This window comes from Saccharopolyspora rhizosphaerae, assembly GCF_003931915.1.
In the GTDB taxonomy this organism is placed as follows: Bacteria; Actinomycetota; Actinomycetes; order Mycobacteriales; family Pseudonocardiaceae; genus Saccharopolyspora; species Saccharopolyspora rhizosphaerae.
On record NZ_RSAA01000011.1, the window covers coordinates 114,582 to 134,653 of the forward strand.

The 20,072-nt window shown below is 71.2% G+C and carries 20 protein-coding genes; 9 read left to right on the forward strand and 11 right to left on the reverse strand.

Translation table 11 applies throughout. The annotated features are described in order from the left end of the window. Entirely contained in the window at nucleotides 1-1,221 is a 1,221-nt protein-coding gene (locus tag EIL87_RS12995; protein WP_125090652.1) for an NRAMP family divalent metal transporter, read from the reverse strand. A 127-nt stretch (nucleotides 1,222-1,348) separates the two neighbouring features. On the opposite strand from EIL87_RS12995, the gene EIL87_RS13000 reads away from it, so the two are divergent. Continuing rightward, complete coding sequence (locus tag EIL87_RS13000; protein ID WP_125090654.1) at nucleotides 1,349-2,041, forward strand: GntR family transcriptional regulator; 693 nt, start codon at nucleotides 1,349-1,351, stop codon at nucleotides 2,039-2,041. Between the two features lie 59 nt (nucleotides 2,042-2,100). Here the strand turns inward: EIL87_RS13000 and EIL87_RS13005 are convergent, their stop codons facing one another. Together EIL87_RS13005 and EIL87_RS13010 are read right to left on the reverse strand one after the other, a co-directional pair. Next, on the reverse strand, nucleotides 2,101-2,445 hold the full coding sequence (locus tag EIL87_RS13005) for a hypothetical protein (protein ID WP_125090656.1): 345 nt from the start codon (nucleotides 2,443-2,445) through the stop codon (nucleotides 2,101-2,103). Between the two features lie 108 nt (nucleotides 2,446-2,553). Beyond that, on the reverse strand, nucleotides 2,554-2,733 hold the full coding sequence (locus EIL87_RS13010; RefSeq protein WP_125090658.1) for a CsbD family protein: 180 nt from the start codon (nucleotides 2,731-2,733) through the stop codon (nucleotides 2,554-2,556). A gap of 142 nt (nucleotides 2,734-2,875) precedes the next feature. Between EIL87_RS13010 and EIL87_RS13015 the strand changes: the two genes are divergently transcribed. Then, on the forward strand, nucleotides 2,876-4,354 hold the full coding sequence (locus EIL87_RS13015; protein WP_125090661.1) for an FAD-dependent oxidoreductase: 1,479 nt from the start codon (nucleotides 2,876-2,878) through the stop codon (nucleotides 4,352-4,354). Between the two features lie 3 nt (nucleotides 4,355-4,357). On the opposite strand, the gene EIL87_RS13020 is transcribed toward EIL87_RS13015, so the two are convergent. Further along, a complete protein-coding gene (locus EIL87_RS13020) occupies nucleotides 4,358-4,561 on the reverse strand; it encodes a CDGSH iron-sulfur domain-containing protein (RefSeq protein WP_125090663.1) in 204 nt (67 codons plus the stop codon). After that, nucleotides 4,542-5,195: a HemK2/MTQ2 family protein methyltransferase gene (locus EIL87_RS13025; protein ID WP_125090665.1), complete on the reverse strand. Its 654-nt coding sequence runs from the start codon at nucleotides 5,193-5,195 to the stop codon at nucleotides 4,542-4,544. The genes EIL87_RS13020 and EIL87_RS13025 overlap by 20 nt, the downstream gene beginning before the upstream one ends. Before the next feature lie 116 nt (nucleotides 5,196-5,311). Between EIL87_RS13025 and EIL87_RS13030 the strand changes: the two genes are divergently transcribed. The 3 genes from EIL87_RS13030 to gndA are packed head-to-tail and all read left to right on the forward strand — an operon-like array spanning nucleotide 5,312 to nucleotide 8,936. Continuing rightward, nucleotides 5,312-6,442: a carboxylate-amine ligase gene (locus EIL87_RS13030; RefSeq protein WP_233576216.1), complete on the forward strand. Its 1,131-nt coding sequence runs from the start codon at nucleotides 5,312-5,314 to the stop codon at nucleotides 6,440-6,442. 11 nt (nucleotides 6,443-6,453) lie between these two features. Further along, on the forward strand, nucleotides 6,454-7,452 hold the full coding sequence (locus EIL87_RS13035) for an iron-containing redox enzyme family protein (RefSeq protein ID WP_233576217.1): 999 nt from the start codon (nucleotides 6,454-6,456) through the stop codon (nucleotides 7,450-7,452). 44 nt (nucleotides 7,453-7,496) lie between these two features. Further along, on the forward strand, nucleotides 7,497-8,936 hold the full coding sequence (gndA, locus tag EIL87_RS13040) for an NADP-dependent phosphogluconate dehydrogenase (RefSeq protein WP_125090669.1): 1,440 nt from the start codon (nucleotides 7,497-7,499) through the stop codon (nucleotides 8,934-8,936). Between the two features lie 383 nt (nucleotides 8,937-9,319). Here gndA and EIL87_RS13045 read toward each other — a convergent pair whose 3' ends face one another. After that, entirely contained in the window at nucleotides 9,320-10,483 is a 1,164-nt protein-coding gene (locus EIL87_RS13045; RefSeq protein ID WP_233576218.1) for an MFS transporter, read from the reverse strand. Nucleotides 10,484-11,183: 700 nt separating this feature from the next. Next, nucleotides 11,184-11,771 (reverse strand): CGNR zinc finger domain-containing protein, encoded by a 588-nt coding sequence (locus EIL87_RS13055; RefSeq protein ID WP_125090673.1) that lies wholly within the window; start codon nucleotides 11,769-11,771, stop codon nucleotides 11,184-11,186. Between the two features lie 166 nt (nucleotides 11,772-11,937). Between EIL87_RS13055 and EIL87_RS13060 the strand changes: the two genes are divergently transcribed. Then, entirely contained in the window at nucleotides 11,938-13,110 is a 1,173-nt protein-coding gene (locus EIL87_RS13060) for an epoxide hydrolase family protein (RefSeq protein ID WP_125090675.1), read from the forward strand. Between the two features lie 13 nt (nucleotides 13,111-13,123). Here EIL87_RS13060 and EIL87_RS13065 read toward each other — a convergent pair whose 3' ends face one another. The 4 genes from EIL87_RS13065 to EIL87_RS13080 all read right to left on the reverse strand — a co-directional run bounded on the left by EIL87_RS13065 (nucleotide 13,124) and on the right by EIL87_RS13080 (nucleotide 16,537). Beyond that, nucleotides 13,124-13,951 carry an MBL fold metallo-hydrolase gene (locus EIL87_RS13065; RefSeq protein ID WP_125090677.1) on the reverse strand — a complete coding sequence of 276 codons (828 nt, stop codon included), beginning with the start codon at nucleotides 13,949-13,951 and terminating at the stop codon, nucleotides 13,124-13,126. Nucleotides 13,952-14,289: 338 nt separating this feature from the next. Next, nucleotides 14,290-14,589 carry a MoaD/ThiS family protein gene (locus EIL87_RS13070; RefSeq protein WP_125090679.1) on the reverse strand — a complete coding sequence of 100 codons (300 nt, stop codon included), beginning with the start codon at nucleotides 14,587-14,589 and terminating at the stop codon, nucleotides 14,290-14,292. Beyond that, on the reverse strand, nucleotides 14,586-15,701 hold the full coding sequence (locus EIL87_RS13075) for a WD40/YVTN/BNR-like repeat-containing protein (RefSeq protein WP_125090681.1): 1,116 nt from the start codon (nucleotides 15,699-15,701) through the stop codon (nucleotides 14,586-14,588). The genes EIL87_RS13070 and EIL87_RS13075 overlap by 4 nt, the downstream gene beginning before the upstream one ends. Beyond that, a complete protein-coding gene (locus EIL87_RS13080; protein ID WP_125090682.1) occupies nucleotides 15,698-16,537 on the reverse strand; it encodes a helix-turn-helix domain-containing protein in 840 nt (279 codons plus the stop codon). Before EIL87_RS13080 ends, EIL87_RS13075 begins: the two co-directional genes overlap by 4 nt. 873 nt (nucleotides 16,538-17,410) lie before the next feature. Here EIL87_RS13080 and EIL87_RS13085 point away from each other — a divergent pair. From EIL87_RS13085 to EIL87_RS13095, 3 genes are all read left to right on the forward strand, one after another. Then, nucleotides 17,411-18,715, forward strand: a complete 1,305-nt coding sequence (locus EIL87_RS13085; RefSeq protein WP_125090684.1) for an MFS transporter — start codon at nucleotides 17,411-17,413, stop codon at nucleotides 18,713-18,715. Continuing rightward, nucleotides 18,712-19,269 carry a nuclear transport factor 2 family protein gene (locus EIL87_RS13090; protein ID WP_125090686.1) on the forward strand — a complete coding sequence of 186 codons (558 nt, stop codon included), beginning with the start codon at nucleotides 18,712-18,714 and terminating at the stop codon, nucleotides 19,267-19,269. The genes EIL87_RS13085 and EIL87_RS13090 overlap by 4 nt, the downstream gene beginning before the upstream one ends. Before the next feature lie 93 nt (nucleotides 19,270-19,362). Continuing rightward, the gene (locus tag EIL87_RS13095) at nucleotides 19,363-19,983 is read left to right on the forward strand and encodes a response regulator transcription factor (protein ID WP_125090688.1); all 621 of its coding nucleotides are present in this window, start codon (nucleotides 19,363-19,365) and stop codon (nucleotides 19,981-19,983) included. The last annotated feature ends 89 nt before the right edge of the window (nucleotides 19,984-20,072 follow it).

A 20,072-nucleotide genomic window follows, 5' to 3' on the forward strand; every position in this document is an offset into this window, starting at 1 on the left:
TCACTTCCACAGCGCCGCGATACCGCTCAGCGAATTGATCCCCAGGTACACCGTCAGCAGCCAGGCGACCACACCCAGGACCAGCAGCCAACGCGGGTAGCGGTAGCCGCCGAGCAGGTCACTGCGCCGCGCGGCCACGAACATCAGCACGCCGAAGCCGACCGGCAGGATGAGCCCGTTGAGCGCACCGGCCAGCACCAGCAGTGTGGTGGGCGTCTGCTCCAGCAGCACGAACAGCAAGGTCGAGACCGCCACGAACGCCACCACGAGCCAGTTCCGGGCCTTCTCCAGCGATCGCGAGAAGGTGACCAGGAACGACACCGAGGTGTAAGCGGCACCGACGACCGAGGTGATGCTGGCCGCCCAGAGGATCATGCCGAACAGCCGCAGGCCGACTTCACCGGCCGCGTTCTGGAAGGCCTCCGCGGTCGGGTTGCCGGAGCCGAGGGCGGCGCCGCCGGCCACCACACCTAGCACAGCGAGGAACAGCACGAGCCGCATCACGCCGGTGACCAGCAACGACACCACGGAGCTGCGGCTGACGTCGACGACCTGGTCCGCCCCGGTGACCCCGGCGTCGACCAGCCGGTGCGCGCCCGCGTAGGTGATGTAGCCGCCGACGGTGCCGCCGATGAGCGTGGTGATCGCCAGGAAGTCCACCTCGGCCGGCCACACGGACTGCACCAGCGCCTGACCGACGGGCGGTGCGGAGGAGAACGCGACGAAGCTGGTCAGCGCGATCATCACGACCCCGAGCACGATGACGATGCGGTCCATGGCCACACCGGCGCGCTTGCTCAGGAAGATGCCGATCGCGATCACGGCGGAAAGGGTGCCGCCGATCTTGGCGTCGAGCCCGAAAAGCGCGTCCAGGCCCAAGGAGGTGCCGGCGATGTTGCCGATGTTGAACACCAGCCCGCCGAACACGACCAGCGCGGCCATGGCGTAACCGAGGCCCGGCAGCACCTTGTTGCCCAGGTCCTGGGCGCGCATGCCGGAGACGCCGATGACCCGCCAGACGTTCAGCTGGACGGCGATGTCGACCAGGATCGACACCAGGATCGCGAAGGCGAACGCGGCCCCGAGCTGAACGGTGAACTGCGTGGTCTGGGTGATGAAGCCGGGCCCGATGGCGCTGGTGGCCATGAGGAACACCGCACCGAGCAGGGTGCTGCGTCTTCTCGTCGAACCGTTCTGCCAGGGCGTGCTCGTCTCGGTCATGGCGCTCCGATCGCGGTGGCTGCGGTCCGGAACAAGATAGGGAATTGTTGAACAATCCCGCAATACCCCGATCAGAACTCAACCGTTAAACTTCTGATCGCCTGCACCTACTGCACCGGGAGCCGGAGTGACCGCGACCGACCCGTGGGCCGACCTGCTAGCGGCCGACCGGGCGCTGCTGGACCGCACGAGCACCGCCGAACGGGTGGCCGACGTGCTGCGGCAGCGGATCATCGACGGCGCCCTCTCCCCCGGCACCCGGTTGTCGGAGGAGAGCGCGGGCAAGGCCCTGGCCGTCTCCCGCAACACGCTGCGCGAGGCGTTCCGGCTGCTGGTGCACGAACGGCTGCTGGTGCACGAGTTCCACCGCGGCGTCTTCGTCCGGGTGCTCTCGGCGGACGACGTCACCGACCTCTACCGGATCCGCCGCCTGCTGGAGACCAGCGCGGTGCGGCGCGGCACGGACCACGAGCTGGTCGCCGCGGTGGACCGCGCGGTCGGCGACGGCGAGCACGCGGCGGCCGAGGAGCGCTGGTGGGACGTGGGCACGGCCAACATGCGCTTCCACGAGGCGCTGGCGGCGCTGGCCGGCAGCCCGCGGGTGAACGACACGATGCGCCAGCTGCTCGCCGAGCTGCGGCTGGCCTTCCACGTGATGTCGCGCCCGGAGGAGTTCCACGCGCCCTACCTCGGCCTCAACCGCGAGATCGCCGACCTGCTCAGCGAGGGCCAGCGGGAGGAGGCGGCCGCGAAGCTCGACGCCTACTTCGACGTGGCCGAGACCCAGCTCGTCGCGGCCTACCGCGACCACCAGGGCTGAGCGTTCGGCCACCGTCGGACACGGCGTGAGCCCGAGGCCGAGACCTCCGGGCCCCGGCGTCAGAAGGGGCGCTCTCCCTTGGGCTTGCCGGGCGTTTCCTGGTTGCCGTGCCGCGGCGGGTGCATCGGCTGCGGGGACCCGGACGGCGCGACAGGCGACCCCTTGGCCGAATCCTGCGCCTCGGCGGGCTGGGCCCGGTGCTCGCCCGGGGCGGGCTCGGCGCCGCGGTCGAGCTCCTCGAGCCGCTGCGTCATGATCTCGACGACTTGCGGGCGGTTGTTGTGCTCCTGCTCGTAGTCCAGCACGCGGGTCAGCTCGTCGCGGCCGAGCGAGCGGACCATGTGCTGCAACGACCCCGTGGAGAGCTGGTCGTAGTCCGGCAGGGGGAAGTCCTGCTCCTGCATGAGGAGCCTCCTAAAGACGGTTCCGGCATGGCTCGGCGGGGGCTCGTGAGCCGCCCCCGCCGAGGGGAAACCGGTTGATGCGCGCGAACTTCCGGGTGGTGCTGGGGGTCACCTGTCCCGGCGCAGTGCGTCCTTCGCGTTCTCACCGGCTTGCTTGAAGTTGCCCTTCGCCTGCTCGGTCTTGCCCTCGGCCTGAGTCCGGCGGTCGCCTGTCGCGCCACCGAGCTTCTCCTTGGCCTTCCCCATGGTTTCCTCGACCTTGTGGCGGGCCTTGTCCAGTGCAGACATGTGCGATTCCCTCCCCATCGTCGGGAGACCCCTGGCTACCCCGGAGGCCGGAACCGGAAACACCAGGCGGTTTCAGCCCGTGCCCGGCGGGGAAAGCAATCCGCGTGACGGCTGGTGCCGAGGGGAGAGGGTGGGTGGCGCGATGAGTTCCCCCTGGCTGCGGAGCGACCGTGCCGAGCGCTCGCCGCTGCGCCGGACGCGCTCGTTCGACATCGCGGTGATCGGCGGCGGCATCGCCGGCCTGACCACCGCCCTGCTGCTCAAGGAAGCGGGAGCCCAGGTCGCGGTGCTCGAGGGCGACCGGATCGCCTCAGGGGCCACGGGCCACAACACGGCGAAGGTGACCGCGTTGCAGTCGACGATGTACACCACGATCCGCCAGCACCGGGGAACCGAGGCCGCGCAGGTCTACGCCGCGGCGAGCTCCGCCGCGGTCGAGAAGATCGCGGAACTCGCCGACCCGTCGCACATCCGCCGCAGGTCCGCCTTCACCTTCGCGGTGGACGCGGAAGGCTCGCGCGCGGTCGAGCAGGAGGTCGAGGCGGCGCGCGCCGCCGGGCTGCCGGTGACCAGCGACGCGCTGGACGAGCTCCCGTTCCCGGTCACCGGCGCGGCCCGGCTCGCCGACCAGCTCGAGATCGACCCGGTCCGCTACGCGGCCGGACTCGCCGAGCGCGTCGACGGGGACGGGTGCGCGGTGTTCGAGCACTCCCGGGCGCTGCAGCTCGCCGAGGGGGCTCCCTGCCGGATCACCACCAGCGGCGGGACGCTGACCGCCGACCGCGTCGTGGTCGCCACGCACGCCCCGGTCTGGGACCGCGGCCTGTTCTTCGCGATGCTGCAGGCCGTGCGCTCCTACTGCATCGCCGCGCGGCTGCGCGAGGAACCACCGCGCGGGCTGTCGATCACCGCGGGGCAGCCGACCCGGTCGCTGCGCTCGCTCGGGGACCAGCTCATCGTCTGCGGCGAAGGGCACGAAGCGGGGGCCGCCGGGATCGGCGAGGAGCGCTACACCCGGCTGGAGGCGTTCGCCCGGGAGCACTGGCCGGTCGCGGAGATCACGCACCGCTGGTCGGCGCAGGACCTCGTCCCGCACGACCGGTTTCCGATGGTGGGCCCGTACCTGCCGGGGTCGTCGCGGTTGTTCGTGGCGACCGGCTTCATGAAGTGGGGCCTGACCGGCGGCACCTTCGCCGGGATGGTGCTGGCCGACCTGCTGAGCGACCGCGCGAACCCTTGGTCCGAAGCCCTGTCGCCGTGGCGGTTGTCGCCGAGCTCGTGGCCCCGGCTCGCGTGGCACAACCTCAGCGCAGGCGTGGACTTCGTCACCGACCGGCTCTCCCCGGCCAAGGGGGCCGACGTCACCCAGCTCAAGCCGGGCACGGCCACCGTGGTGCGCGACGGGACCGAGCGCACCGGTGTCTACCGCGACGAGAACGGGCTGCTGCACTGCGTTTCGCTGCGCTGCACCCACCTCGGGTGCCTGGTGCGGTTCAACGCGGCGGAGTCCACGTGGGACTGCCCGTGCCACGGATCCCGCTTCGCGGTCGACGGCAGCGTCTTGGAAGGACCTGCGGTGCGACCGCTCGCGGTCAAGCCACCGCCGGAACCGGGCGTCTGAACCTCAGCGCTCCCGGACCTTGCGACGGTGACTGGTGTCGCAGAACGGGTACTTCTGGCTGCGGCGGCACGCGCAGACGGCGACCGCGAACCGGTCGGAGTCCACTGTGGTCCCGTCGTCGAGCACCAAGCGGACCGGACCTTCCACCAGGATCGGTCCGCCGGGCACGACGGTCACGCGTCGCCGGTCATCGGGGTCGGTCGGCACGGATCACCACCAGTTCCTCCCAGCGCTGGCCGGGCTGGATCAACCCGCGCTCCTCCAGCACGGCGGCGCGCTGCTCGAGCACGGGACCGAAGGCCTGCTGCTGCCGTTCCACCACGGCGGCCTTCAGCCCCTCCTCCCGCAGGCGCACCAGCGTCGCGTCCGCGTCGGCCAGGTCGGACTGCACCATCAGGAACGTCCCGCGGCTGGCCAGCAGCTCGGGCACGCGGGCGCACAGGCGCTCGATGACCGCCCGCCCGTCCGGGCCGGCGTCCCAGGCCCGCGCCGCGCCGCGCGGCGGGCGCGTCCCGTCGCAGGGCACGTACGGCGGGTTGGCCAGCACGAGGTCGAACGGCTCGCCGAAGTCGCACTCCAACGCGTCGCCCGGCTGGACGCGCACCGGCAACCGCCGCAACCACGCGTTGACGCCGGCCACCACGACCGCGGACAGCGACACGTCCACCGCCGTCACCTCGCGCGCCCCGGCCCGCGCTGCGGTCAGCGCCAGGAACCCCGTACCGGTGCCCACGTCGAGCACCCGGCTCCCGGGTTTGATCCCGGCATCGCCCAAAGCCCGTGCCAGCAACCAGGTGTCGCCCTGCGGCCGGTACACGGCCGACGTCCTGAGCAATCTCATGCACCTCAAGTTCCCCCTGCTGCACCGCGGCAAACCGCGGCACGCGAGGTTTGCTCGCGCCCGCACGCGGGAAAGCAAGCCGAGAAGGGGATCGCAGCCACGGGAGGAGCGAGCCGGTGAACACTCCTGCGATCGAGGACGCCCCGCTGACGATCGAACAGGCTGCCGAACCCGCGCTGACCCTCGGCGTCGAAGAGGAGTTCCTCCTGGTCACCCCGCGCAGCGGCGAACCGTCCGGGCGGGGTTCGGCAGTGCTCGCCAACGTCGCCGCCCTCGACCCGCAGCTCAAGGTCCACCCCGAACTGCTGGCCGCGCAGACCGAAGCCACCACCGGTGTGTGCAGCTCGCTGGACGAGCTGAGCGGGCAGTTGCGCTCAGGGCGCGACCGGATGGCCCGCGCGGCGCAGGACGAGGGGCTGGCGCTGATCTCCTCCGGATCGCCGCCGCTGCCGGGGGCTCCGAGCCCGGTCTCACCTGGGGCGCGCTTCGCGCGCATCTCCGACACCTACCGCGCCGTGGTCACCGACTACCACGCCTGCGGGTGCCACGTGCACGTCGGCGTGCCCGACCGGGAGACCGCCGTGGGCATCCTCAACCACCTGCACCGGTGGTTGCCGTCGCTGCTGGCGATGTCGGTGAACTCGCCGTTCCACCTCGGCGCGGACACCGGCTACGCGAGCTGGCGGATGGTGCAGCAGTCCCGCTTCCCCGGCTCCGGCATCCCGCCCCGGTTCGCCTCGGCCGACGACCACGACCGCCAGGTCGCGCGCCTGGTCGACTGCGGGGTCCTCGTGGACGAGGCCATGACCTTCTGGCTGGCCCGGCCCTCCCCGCACCTGCCGACCGTGGAGCTGCGCGTCGCCGACGCCGCCACCACCATCGGCGAAGCGCTGCTCCAGGCCGCGCTGACCCGCGCCCTGGTGCGCACCGCCCAGCGCGAGCTCGAGGCGGGCCGGGAAGCCCCCGAAACCGCGGAGCGGCTCGAACAGGCGGCGGTGTGGACCGCCGCCCGCCACGGGCTCGACGGCCCGGGCATCGACCTGGTCGCCCGACGCCGGGTGCCCGCGGCCGAACTCGTGCACGCCATGGTCCGGTGGGCCTCGCCCGCCCTGGAGGAGACCAACGACTTGGTCGCCGTGCGCAAGCTCGTCGCGGGGTTGCTGCACTGCGGCACCGGTGCCCGCAGACAACGCGCCGCAGCCGCCCGAGGAGCGCTGCTGCCCGCGCTCCAGATCCGTCCCCGATGAGAGGGAGCTCGATGAGCACTCTGCCCGAACCGCGAGGTCCGCTGTCCACGGCCGTGAACGCCACCCTGACGGGGAGCGAGCCGGTGCCCCCACCGGCGGTCGTCCGCGGCCACGACCCGTTCGGCGGGGACCTCGCACTCGCCCTGCACACCTGCTACGAGCTGCACTACCGCGGTTTCGACGAGGTGTCACCGCGGTGGGAGTGGGATCCCGGTCTCCTCGCGTTGCGGGCCGAGCTCGAGCGGTCCTTCCTGGACGCGCTGCGCGCCGAGATCACACCGTCCGACGACGTCACCGGCGTCCTCGACGAGCTGCTGGTGGAAACCGTTCCCGGAAGCGGGGTTTCGCACCACCTGCGGGACGACGGCGAGTGGTGGCAGATGCAGGAGTACTTCGCCCACCGCTCGATCTACCACCTCAAGGAGGCCGACCCGCACGCGTGGGTCATCCCGCGCCTGCAGGGGCAGGCGAAGGCCGCCCTGGTCGCCGTCGAGTTCGACGAGTTCGGCGGCGGGCGCGGCGACCGCGTCCACGCGCAGCTGTTCGCCGACCTGCTGCAAGGCGCCGACCTCTCCCCGGAGTACCTGCACTACCTGGACGTCGTGCCCGCGCCGCAGATCGCCCTGGTCAACCTGATGTCGCTGTTCGGCCTGCACCGGGAACTGCGGGGTTCGCTCGTCGGTCACTTCGCCGCCGCGGAGATCACCACCGCACCCAGCGCGCAGCGGCTGGCCACGGCCCTGGAGCGGATGGGCGCCGCACCGGCGTGCGTCCACTTCTTCACCGAGCACGTCGAGGCCGACGCGGTGCACGAGCAGGTCATGCGCCGCGACGTCATCGGTGACCTGCTGGCGCGCGAGCCGCAGCTGGCCACCGACGTCGTCTTCGGCGTCCAGGCCACCGAATTCCTGGAAGGCAAGCTCGCCGAGCACCTGCTGGGGTCCTGGCGGGACGGCCGCACCTCGCTGCTGCACCCCCTCGAGGCACCCCGGCTCGCGGCGAGCCGGTGAACGACGACCCGCAGAGGTCACCGCGGACGAGTTCGGGAGCACGCATGAGCACACCAGCGCAGATCGGTGTCACCGGGCTGGCGGTCATGGGCCGCAACCTGGCGCGCAACTTCGCGCGCAACGGGTACGCGGTCGCGCTGCACAACCGCACCCCGGCGCGCACCAGGGAACTCGTCGAGGAGTTCGGGCACGAGGGCACCTTCGCGCCCACCGAGTCCGCGGAGGACTTCGTCGCCGCGCTGGAGAGGCCGCGCCGGCTGGTCATCATGGTGAAGGCCGGTGATCCCACCGACGCCGTGATCCGCGAGTTCGCGCCGCTGCTGGAGCAGGGCGACGTGATCATCGACGGGGGCAACGCGCACTTCGCCGACACCCGTCGGCGTGAGCGGGAGCTGCGCGAGCAGGGCATCCACTTCGTCGGCACCGGCATCTCCGGCGGCGAGGAAGGCGCGCTGCACGGGCCCAGCATCATGCCGGGCGGCTCGGCGGAGTCCTACGAGTCGCTCGGCCCGATGCTGGAGAGCATTGCCGCGAAGGCCGCGGACGGCGCGCCCTGCGTCACCCACGTCGGCCCGGACGGCGCAGGCCACTTCGTGAAGATGGTGCACAACGGCATCGAGTACGCCGACATGCAGCTCATCGGCGAGGCCTACCAGCTGCTGCGCGACGTCGGCGGCTACCCGCCCGACGAGATCGCCGGGATCTTCCGGGCCTGGAACACCGGGCGGTTGGACTCGTACCTGATCGAGATCACCGCCGAGGTGCTGTCCCACGTGGACTCGGCGACCGGGCGACCGTTCGTCGACGTGGTGGCCGACCAGGCCGAGCAGAAGGGCACCGGGCGCTGGACGGTGCAGCTGGCGCTGGAGCTCGGCGTGCCGGTCTCGGGCATCGCCGAAGCGGTGTTCACCCGCTCGCTGTCCGGCCACACCGCCCTGCGCCGAGCCTCCCAGGACCTCGACGGGCCGAAGCCGCAAGCGCTCGGTCCGGGCGAGGCGGCGACCTTCGCCGACCGGGTCGAGCAGGCCTTGTACGCGTCGAAGATCGTGTCCTACACGCAGGGGTTCCACGAGATCGCCGCGGGCAGCGCCGAGTACGACTGGAACGTCGACCTCGGTGCGGTCGCCGCGATCTGGCGCGGCGGCTGCATCATCCGCGCGGCGTTCCTGGACCGCATCCGCGCCGCCTACGACGCGCAGCCTGACCTGCCGAGCCTGCTCGCCGACGACGAGTTCGCCGCGGAGATCGCCGAGGCGCAGGACGACTGGCGCGCGGTGCTCGTCACCGCCACCGAACAAGGCGTTCCCACACCGGGTTTCGCCGCCGCCCTGGCCTACTACGACGCGCTGCGCGCCGAACGCCTCCCGGCCGCGCTCACCCAAGGCCAACGCGACTACTTCGGCGCCCACACCTACCACCGCACCGACGCGGAAGGCACCTTCCACACCCTCTGGGCCGGCGACCGCACAGAAGTACAGTCGTGAGTCGTGCCGGACCTGCGGTCCAAAACGGTGCAGGCGGAAGGACACGACCGGCATCACGCCCCCCCCCCCGCGCACCACCCGGTGCACATCCCCTGCCCGACGACCCTCCGCACTCACCGCGACGTCACCCCGGGCGTGAGGCACCTGCGTGGCGTTGAGCCGGGTCTGCGAGGTCGGCGGCGCGTGCTTGGGCGCCGTGAATGGTTGGCCCTGCTGCGGCTCCGCCGACGGAGCGGTCCGACCGGTCGGCGTGGCCGGGCCGGGCTGCGCGGAGCCAGGTGACGTTCACCCTTCGCGCGAAGTTCGACGGCGCTTGGGCGCGCGGAGTTCGGGAGATCAGGGCCGCCACGCGCGATCCCGTTCCCAGACCGGAGGCTGAGGTCTCAGGCCGCGTCTGCCTGGTCGGAGGGTCGTGCGGCCGGGACCGCCAGGGCCGAGGGGATGAGCAGGACAGCCACGAGCAGCAAGGCGTGGAGGGTGCCGACGTGGTCGGCGAGGTAGCCCAGCAGCGGCGGTCCCGCGAGGAAGGCCGTGTAGCCGATCGTGGAGACGACGCTGACGCGGGCCGCAGCGCGGGCGGGGTCGTCAGCGGCAGCGCTCATGCCGACCGGGAAGCCCAGGGACGCGCCGAGCCCCCAGATCGCCGCGCCGAGGAACACCAGCGGCAGCCAGCCACCGAAGACCACCAGCAGGACGCCGACACCGGCCGTGACCATCGTCGCCCAGAGCACCTGGGTGCGGCCGAAGCGGTCGAGGAGCACCGTGCCGACCACGCGGCCGGCGGTCATCGCGCTGAGGAACACCGCGAACCCGACCGCGCCGAGCCACGGCGGGATCGCGTAGCCGTCGACCAAGGCCACCGCCAGCCAGTCGTTGGCCGTGCCTTCGGTGAGCGCCATCGCCAGGACCATCAGACCCACCAGCAGGGTCCGGGGTTCTGCCCAGGCGCGCAGGACCCCGCCACCGGCCGACGCCTGCTCCTCGCGCTCCTGCGCGGGCAGCAGCGACGGGGCGGCCAGAGCCGGACCGGCACCCACCACGATCGCCGCCACGACCAGGTGCACCGCGACCGGGACGCCCAAGCCCGCGCATGCCGCGCCGACACCGGCTCCGATGACCGTGCCGAAGCTGAACCCGGCGTGGAAACGCGGCATGATCGTGCGTCCGATCTCACGCTCGACCGCGGCACCGTCGATGTTCATCGACACGTCCCACAAGCCCGTGCCCAGACCGAACGCGAACAACCCCGCCGCGGTCAGCGGCACGCTGGCAACCACCCCGGAACCGGCCGCGCAGATCCCGAGCCCGACGGCCGTGACCGCAGCACCGCCGACGATCACCGCCCGAGCTCCGAACCGGTGCACCACCGACCCGGACAGCGGCAGCGCGAGCAAGGAGCCGACCGAGATCGCCAGCAGCATCCTGCCCAGCTCACCCGGGGTCACCGACAGCGCGTCGCGCACTTCCGGGATCCGCGACATCCAACTGGCCATCGCGAACCCGTTGAGCGCGAACACCACGGCGACAGCGTTGCGCGCACGCAGCACGCTGGCACCAGCGCGCGTTTCGACCGCCACAGAACCCCCAGCACCGATCCAGACCGCGCACAGTCTGAGACCCCGAACTCACCGCGGTCAAACCACGAGGCCGTGGTGAGGGCCGTGCTTGGTGGTGCCGACGGCAGAACTTGAGCGGCCCCGCAAGACCCCGTGCGCAGATGCTCGAGCATGTCGGTCGAGACGCGGCATCCCCTCGGAACGCGGCGTCTCGTCGAGACGCGGCATCCCCTCGGAACGCGGCGTCTCGTCGAGACGCGGCATCACGGCGCCCTCGCCCTGAAGCCGCCCGGAGCCTGAGGCGGCGTCGGATGGGTCCCACCGTCGAACTTCCCGCGAACTTCGAGTCCCGAAGTTCCACTTCACATTTCTCGCGGTTTTCGAGCCCTCAAGTTCCCCGTCGAACTTCCCGCGAAGTTCGATGGCACCCGCACGTACAGGGCCTCGAAGAGCAGTGACCGTGTGGATCTTCGAGCGGGGGTTCTTGCTGATGAGACCCCCATGAGGGTACCCCCGGTAACCCCTCCCCCCGGGCCGACGACACCTTCGCCGGGTTCTTGGTTGGCGCCGCTCCTGGAGGACGCGGGCCGTTTGCCGGGCTCAGCCCCCTGTGTCCGGACGACCTTGCTGCCCAGGCCGGGGCGGAGCGGGTGGGGCCTGTTTCCGAGCTCAGCTCTGCCGCCCGGCCGGGTCAGCCGAGGGTCGGGCTCGCGCTGGACTGCTTCTTGCGTTGGTTGGCGTGGTAGCGGGCCTTCTTCTGCCGGTTGCCGCAGGTGTTCATGTCGCACCACTTGCGGGTGCGGCTCTGGCTGGTGTCGAAGAAGGCGGCCCGGCAGGTCGGCGAGGCGCACAGGGCCAGCCGCCCGTCCCGCTCCCCCGCGATGATGCTGATCGCGTCGGCGGCGATCACGCGCAGGGCGTCCTCCACGCGGGAGGCCGAGCCCAGCCGCCACCGCCGACGTCCGTCGGGGGTGAGGACGGCCGCGGCCTGACCTCGCACGCTGCGCTCGTTGATGACTTCGACGGCAGCGGCGGGCAGGGGCTCTCCGAGCGCGGCGGCCGTCGCGGCGGCGTGGATGGACTCCCTGAGCTCCCGCGCGAGTTCGAGCTGGGCTGCGCTGCAGGAGTCCACGGCCAGGTCGTGGATCGCCAGCCAGTCGGCAAGTCGCTGCGGATCGGGGATGCGCTCGACGGCGTCGCCGCACCGCTCGGTCAACGTCGCCGTGAAGCTGGTCGCCAGCTCGGTGCCGAGGCGGAACTCCGGGAACTCAGCGCGCATGGAACCACCTTAGCCCGGTCCCAGATCCGTCCGACGAGGTCATCGGGCACCCCGAGCGGTCACCTCTGCGCCCGGCCGTGCTTGCACGGCGGCACGAACACTGCTAGAACCATCTAAGCCGGTTCACCCCAGCTCGTGGCCGGTCCGGCGAGGCCAGGAGGTGCTCATGCCCCGCTCCACCACCGACGTGCACGCGTTCGAGGTCCACGCGGACGAGGCCGAACTCGACGACCTGCGAGCCCGCTTGGCCGCCGCCCGGCTGCCGGAGCCCGAGACGGTCCCCCGCGACGCCCGGGGCAGCGACCGCTGGCGGCAAGGCGTGCCGCTGACCGACCTGGTCGACGTCGTGCAGCACTGGCGGACAGAGCACGACTGGCGGTCCTTCGAAGAGCGCCTGAACCGCCTCGGCCAGTTCCGCACCATCATCGACGGCCTGGGGATCCACTTCCTGCACCGCCGGTCCACCCGCCCGGACGCCACTCCGCTGGTGGTGACGCACGGCTGGCCGGGCAGCATCGCCGAGTTCGTCGACGTGGTGGACGAGCTGGCCGACCCCGAGGACGCGAACGCTCCGGCGTTCCACGTCGTCGTGCCGTCGCTGCCGGGCTTCGGCTACAGCGACAAACCGGCCACGACCGGGTGGGGGACCGAGAAGATCGCCGGGGCGTGGGTGGAGCTGATGGGGCGGCTCGGCTACGACCGGTTCGCGGCGCAGGGCGGGGACTGGGGCGGCAACATCACCACGGTCCTCGGCGGCCGGTTCCCGGAGCACGTCCTCGGCATCCACACCACTTTCGCCGAAGGACCTCCCGGCCTGCCCACGGCCGGGTTGACCGCGGTCGAGCGCTCGTGGGCCGAGGAGACCCGGAACTTCTGGAAGCACCGCGCGGCGTACGCCAAGCAGCAGGCGACCCGGCCGCAGACCATCGGCTACGCGCTCGTCGACTCACCGGTCGGGCTCCTGGCCTGGATCCTCGACAAGTTCGCCGAGTGGTCGGACACCGACGACAGCCCGTTCGAAACCCTCGCGCTGGACCGGGTTCTCGACGACGTGACCCTCTACTGGCTGACGCGGACGGGAGCGTCGGCCGCACGCATCTACTTCGAGAGCCACAACGCGCTCGACCCCGAACTCCGCGTCGACGTCCCCGCAGCGATCACGATCTACCCCCGCGACGTGGAGAAGTGCCCGCGCCCCTGGGCGCAGCAGCGGTACCGGCAGATCGTCCACTGGGGCACGCCCAAGACCGGAGGCCACTTCCCCTCGCTGGAGGTTCCCGAGCTCTACGTCGCGGACGTGCGAGCCGGACTCGGCGCGGTGCTGGCCGCCCGACGCTGAACCAGGTTGGGTGTCACCGGGAAGCGCGCACGTGGCGGTCGAAGCCGACCGGGTCGTGCGCGGCGACGAGGTCGACCTCACCCGTGCGCAGCGCCAGTTCGCGCAGACGGCTCTGGTTGCTCAGCCGCGCCTCGTCGTCCACCGCCATGCTGCGCTGGAACGCGCGCAGCGCGGGCGGGCAGTGCGGCGGCTGGGCGAGTTCGCCCTCCGAGAAGAACGCGTCGCCCGCGTGCAGCAACCAGGTGGACCCGGTGTTGACGGCGACGCCGACGTGACCGGTGGTGTGGCCGCCGAGCGGCACCAGCAACAGGTCCTCGGGGAGCCCGTCCAGGTCGCGCACCGCCTGGAAGCCGAACCAGTCCTGCCCGGACGGCTCGTCGTAGCTGACCCAGTTCGGGCCGTGGGCCCACTGGCGCGTGCGGTAGCGCATCCCGGACGCCCCCGACGCCGTGGTCGCCGCCCGCAGTTCCGGACCGTGGACGTGGACCTTCGCCTCCGGGAAGTCGCGCAGGCCGCCCGCGTGGTCGAGGTCGAGGTGGGTGAGCACGACGTGCCGCACGTCGGCCGGGTCGTAGCCGAGGCGCGCGACCTGCGCGTGCGCGGTGGTGTCGGGGTCCAGCACCGGGTTCATCAGCGCCCGGAACGCCTTCGGCAGCGAGGTCCGGGACGGATCGGAGTCCTCGCGGGCGAACCCGCTGTCGACCAGCACCAACCCGCGCTCGGTCTCGACGAGCAGGCAGTGGCAGACCATCCGGGCCCGACGCAGCACCGAACCCTCACCGTCGATCAGACGGCCGCCGAAGGGGCGCAGAGGACCGCAGTCACGGTGGTGCGCGATCATTCCCCCACCTGAGGGGTCTTGTTTGCGTGGTGGTGCGAGTGGCAGAACCTGAGCGGCTCCGTGGCTCCGTGCGCCGCTCCTCGAGTACGCATGTCTACACGCGGCGTCACGGCGCACTCGCCACGAAGCCGCTCAAAACCTGCGGCGGCGCGAGCCCGCACCTGACGAGGCAGCTGCCGCCGCAAGCCGCCTCGTATTACGGCAGTGCCAGTTGAATCCCTCACCTGCAGAGGCGGCTGCCACCGCGAGCCGCCTGATTCTCGAGGCGGTGCCCGGTGAGTCGCACACCTGGGACAGCGGCTTCGCCGCACTCTTCTTCAGCTCTTGGTCCTGAAGCCTCAGCCGCCTGCCATGGCTCCGATGATCATGTAGGGCTCCTTGCCCGCGACGACCTCTTCTGGGAGGGGGTCGTCGACGCCTTCGTTGGAGAGGTCGAGCTCGCAGGCGAAGAACCTGATGAACGCCCGCCGCTTCTTCGTGTCGTGGTCGCGGACCGTGCCGCGCAGCGCCGGGTACCGGGCCTCCAGGGCGTCGAGCACGAGCCGCTGCGTCGGGACGCCGTCGATCTCCACGACCACCTCGTGCTCGGGGATCTTCGCCAGCGTGCGCAGGTGCGCGGGGAGCAGGATGCGGATCATGGCAACGTCTGCACCTCCACTGACAGGACCGAGGGCAGGTTGTTGACGATGGGGCGCCAGGTTTCGCCGGAGTCGGGCGAGACGTAGACGTCCCCGCCGGTGGTGCCGAAGTAGACGCCGCAGTCGTCGAGGTCGTCCACGGCCATGGCGTCGCGCAGCACGTTGACGTAGCAGTGCTCCTGCGGCAGGCCCTTGGTCAGCGGTTCCCACTCGTTGCCGCCGACGCGGCTGCGGTAGACGCGCAGCTTGCCCTCCGGCGGGTAGTGCTGCTCGTCGCTGTGGATCGGCACCACGTACACGGTGTCGGGTTCGTGGGCGTGCACGTCGATCGGGAACCCGAAGTCGGTGGGCAGGTCGCCGCTGATCTCGTACCAGGACTCGCCCGCGTCGTCGCTGCGCATCACGTCCCAGTGCTTCTGCATGAACAGCACGTCGGGCCGGTCGGGGTGCAGCGCGAGTCGGTGCACGCAGTGGCCGACGTCGGCGTCGGGGTCAGGGATCTGGCCGGAGTTCAGGCCGTGGTTGATCGGACGCCAGGACTTGCCGCCGTCGTCGGTGCGGAACGCGCCCGCCGCCGAGATCGCGGTGTAGATGCGGTCGGGGTTGTCCGGCGACTGGATGATCGTGTGCAGGCACATGCCGCCGGCACCGGGCTGCCAGTTCGGCGCGGAGTCGTGCTGCCGCAGGGCGGGCAGTTCCTGCCAGCTCTGCCCGGCGTCGGTGCTGCGGAAGAGCGCGGCGTCCTCCACCCCGGCGTAGACGGTGTCCGGGTCGGTGGCCGAGGGTTCCAGGTGCCAGACGCGGGTGAACTCCCACGGTCTGGGCGTCCCGTCGTACCAGAGGTGGGTGCCGGGCGTTCCTTCGTAGGCGAAGTGGTTGTCGACCGGGTTCCAGCTGCGCCCGCCGTCGTCGGAGCGCTGGATCTGCTGCCCGAACCACCCCATCGACTGGGAGGCGAACATGCGGTCGGGGTCCACCTTCGAGGCCTTGAGGTGGTAGAGCTCCCAGCCGCCGAAGAGCGGGCCCGCCACCTCCCAGGATTCGCGCGTGCCGTCGGCGGTGAGGACGAACGCGCCCTTGCGGGTGCCGACGAGAACTCGGACACGGCTCATGGATGGCTCCCTGCACTGGTCAGAAGTGGTGTTGAGCTCAACGTAGGCCCGCTGCGGCGGAGGTGTCTTCTCCGATCTTGCGCAATCGGCGAGGCCAGCGGTGGCAGCGCGACCAGGACCGGTGCCGACCACGGCGGCACGACCTGCAGGGTGATCTCGCGGTCTTCGGGTGGGCGGCCGGGCGCAACGCGGACCGGGGTGGGCGAGCCACCCACGACGTTCCACCCCGGCACGAGCTGGTCGACGTGCTCGGCACGCGCGGCGAACGCCGTGGACAGCAGCCAGTAGGTGCCGGTCGGGATCCCGGTCAGCTCGAAGCGGCCCCGCTCGTCGAGCAGAGCGCCGACGACGGGGACACCGCGCGGGGCGCGCTGCGCGAACAGGCCTACGTAGATCGCCGCATCACTGCCGACCGCCGCCCGGGCGCACGGGCTGAGGTGGACCGCGCCGGTGACCACACCACCCGCGGGAGCCAGACCGGGCACCAGGACCGGCCGCGGTGGCGCGTCGCTGAGCAGGTCGGGCAGCCTGCGGAAGCTCACCGGCGACAGGCCGATGTCGGCGGTGAACCGGCGCGTGAAGGTGCCCACCGAGCTGAAACCGACCTCGCAGCAGATGTCGGCGACGCGCTCATCGGTCTCCAGCAGCAGCTTCTTCGCGTGCTGGAACCGGTGAGCGGCCAAGAACTTGCCGGGCGGCAGGCCGTGCGCGCGTTCGAACGCGCGGGCGAGGTGGAAGGGGCTGTACCCGACGTGGTCGGCGATGTCGGACAGCGTGATCGGTTCCCGGGCGTGACCCGCGATGAAGCGCGCTGCTTCCACAGCGACGTCCGGCATCTCCGTCCCCCGTTCGGCCCGTTCCCACGGCGCTTGGCGCGACGGTACCGCGCACACCCGACAATCCGGATCCGAGCGCAAGGCGCAACCCGACCGGGTTACGCCGCCTCGGGTGATCACGCGAGTCGCGGAAATCGGTGCGGCGGGACCGGTCTGGTCCGAGCACGCGTGGTGCCGGGTGGTGCGCGCGTGGCCGGTGGGGACCGTGTGCCGCTCAGTGCGCGCCCCGCCCCCGGCTGTGCGGCGCGGCCACTGATCACGCTCGCGCCCGGACCACGCTCGTGCAGGGACCAACTCGAACTTCTCGCGAAGTTCGATCCCTCCGGAGCACCTTCGAACTTCTCGCGAAGGTTCGCACCGTCCTGCGCAGCGACGGCGGTGCTCCTCGTGCAGGCCCTCGGGAGAAGTTCGAACCTCAGTGCGCAGCGCCGGCGGGGCACCTCGACAGGCCCTCAGCGATGTGCTGCGCACGAGCGTGGGACGCACGGCCTGTGACGAACCGGACTGCCCACGGGAGTACTGACGAACACCGAAGTCACCGGGTCCAGCCGCACGATGACCGCAGAGCGACGTCCGGGCTCCTCGGCACCACGCTGCCCCGGTCGAAACTCTCGCGAAGGCTCGAACCGGCCTGCGCAGCGCCCGGCGGGCACGCGACAGACCTCGGCGACGTGCTGCGCACGTGCGTGGGACGCGCGGTTGGTGGGAGACCGGCTGCGCCGCTGGTGGCCGTCCGAACGGGGGTTCTGCGGTAGGGGTTTCCTTCAGGCCGGTGACGGGATATCACCAATGGCGGCCGGTCGTGGTGATCCTTAGGTTGAGCGGCACGACGCGGACGCTCGAGGTCCGTCTCCTCGACCGACAGGACACGCCATGCCCGTGCTCAAGGAGGACGGCGCCGGACGCGCCGGTGTCAGACGGATCGGCCTGGCCAGCGGGGTGGGTTCCACGCTGGAGTTCTACGACTTCGCCATCTACGGCACGGCCGCGGCACTGGTGTTCAGCCAGATCTTCTTCATCAGCGAGGACGAGTGGTTCGGCGCGTTCCTGGGGCTCGCGACCTTCGCCGTCGGGTTCCTGTTCACCCCGCTCGGCGCGCTGCTGTTCGGCTGGCTCGGTGACCGCTACGGCCGCCGGTTCTCGTTGCTGCTGACGTTCGTGGTGATGGGCGCCTCGACGCTGCTGATGGGAGTGCTGCCGTCCTACCTGGCGATCGGGATCACCGCGCCGCTGCTGCTGATCGTGCTGCGGGTGTTCCACGGGTTGGCGCGCGGCGGGGAGATCGGTGGCGCGGCGGTTCTGGCCGTCGAGCACGCGCCCACCCACCGCCGCGCGCTGTACGGGTCGTTCGCGGCGCTGGGCTCACCGATCGGGCAGCTGCTGGCGAACCTGGCGTTCGCCCTGGTCCTGCTGCTGCCGATGCAGGCGGTGATCGACTGGGCCTGGCGGTTGCCGTTCCTGGTCGGCGGGGTCGTGCTGGTGCTGGGCGTGTGGGCGCGGCGCGGCGTGGACGAGACCCCGGCGTTCGTCGCGCTGCCACCGGGCCGCCGCCCACCGTTCCTCGCGGTGTTCCGGCAGGACTGGAAGCGGCTGCTGCTGGCGGCGGGCGTGAACATGGGCCTGAACGCGAACATGTTCATCCTCGCGACGTTCATGCTCTCCTACGCCACGGCCGCCGCCCCGCAGGGCCTGGCGCTGCCGAGGCAGCCGATCGTGCTGGGCAGCGTGATCGGGCTGCTGTGCCACGCGGTCACGATCGTGGTGGCCTGCCGGCTGTCGGACCGGATCGGCCGGAAACCGGTGATGACCTCCGCAGCCGTGGCCTCGATGGCCTACGCGATGGTGATGTTCCGGATCAGCGACATCGGGACGCCGCTGGCGGTCGGCTTCTCGGTGGTCATCGGGTTCACGATCGGCGGATTCCTGTTCGGCCCGCTGCTGACCTACTTCTCGGAGCTGTTCAGCGTCGAGCAGCGGCAGGCAGGAGTGGGCCTGGCGTTCCAGCTCGGCAGCGTGCTCGGCGGCGGGCTCGCGCCGATGATCGCCAACCGGCTGATCGCGGTGACCGGCAGCTCGGACTCCGTCGGCTGGTACCTCGCCGCCGGACTGCTGGTGACGGTGCTGTGCCTGCTCGCCTTGCCCGAAACCGCGCCCGCGCGCACCGGAGGTGTCTCGTGACCGAGCCGACGATCGCCGCGCTGACCAGGCGGATCGAGGTGCTGGAAGCCGAAGCGGAGATCCGCAGGCTGCAAGCCCGCTACATGTTCCTGTGCGACACGCCGTGCCCGGACTTCTCGGTGCGCGACGACGCCGAGCGCATCGAGAAGATCGTCGCGCTCTACACCTCGGACGCAGTCTGGGAGGGCGTCGGCGAGCACTACGAAGGCCAGTTCGGCCGCGCCGAGGGGCACGCGGAGATCCGGGCGCACTTCGAGCGGTTCTGGAGTCGTGACCGGGATCCGGCGCTGGTGCTCAACGCGCACTACCTGACCTCGGAGCAGATCCACGTGGACGGCGACGAAGCGACCGGGGTGTGGATCCACCTGCAACCCTGGCTGTTCACCGACGGGAGTGGCGTGCTGCGCTCCAGCAGGCTCCACAACGCCTTCCGGCGAGAACCCGAGGGGTGGAAGATCACCCGGACCCGCACCGAGAACGTGTTCATCGCACCGCTGCCCGACCGGTTCGCCACCGACCACCCCTCCCGGTCGGTGCTGACCGCGGAGTCGTGAGACGCCGAGCGGAGCAACACCTGATCAGGCCCTAGCCGGTGCGCGCGCCGGCTGCCTAGTCTTGGCCTCCCCCTGGTCCGCCTGGAGGAACCGATGACGACACCGTCCGCCCCGGTGGTGCACATCGTCGACGACGACGAGGCGCACCGGCAGTCGCTGGTCTTCCTGTTGCAGACCGTCGGCGTGCGGGCCCTCACCTACCCGGACGCGACCGGGTTCCTCTCGGAGTGCGACCCGGCCGAGCCCGGTGTGGTCATCGTGGACGTCCGGATGCCGGGGCTCAGCGGGTTCCAGCTGCAGGAGGAGCTCTCCGAACGCGAGTACCCGGCTCCGGTGATCTTCTGCTCCGCGCACGGGGACATCCCGATGTCGGTGCGCGCGATGCGGCTGGGCGCGGTCGACTTCCTGGAGAAGCCCTACGAGCCGCAGCGGATGCTCGACGTGGTGCAGGACCAGCTGCGCGAAGCGGAGCAGAGCTTCGCCGCCCACGCCGAACGACTGCGGGTGCGTGAGCGCGTCGAGTGCCTGACCCCGCGTGAACGCGAGGTGCTGCGGCTGGTCGTGGAAGGGTTGTCCAGCCAGCTCATCGCCCGCGAGCTGGGCACGAGCGTGAAAACCGTTGACGTGCACCGCGCTCGGATCAAGGCCAAGACCGAGGCGGAGAGCATGGGAACCCTCGTCCGCGACGTCCTCCAGCACTCGGTCAGCGTCTAGTAGTGCTTTGTTAGGTCGGTAATCGGTGGATGTGTTGGTGGCAGGTGGGGCAGGTGCCTGACCAGGTGGCGAGCAGGGTTTGTAGCTCG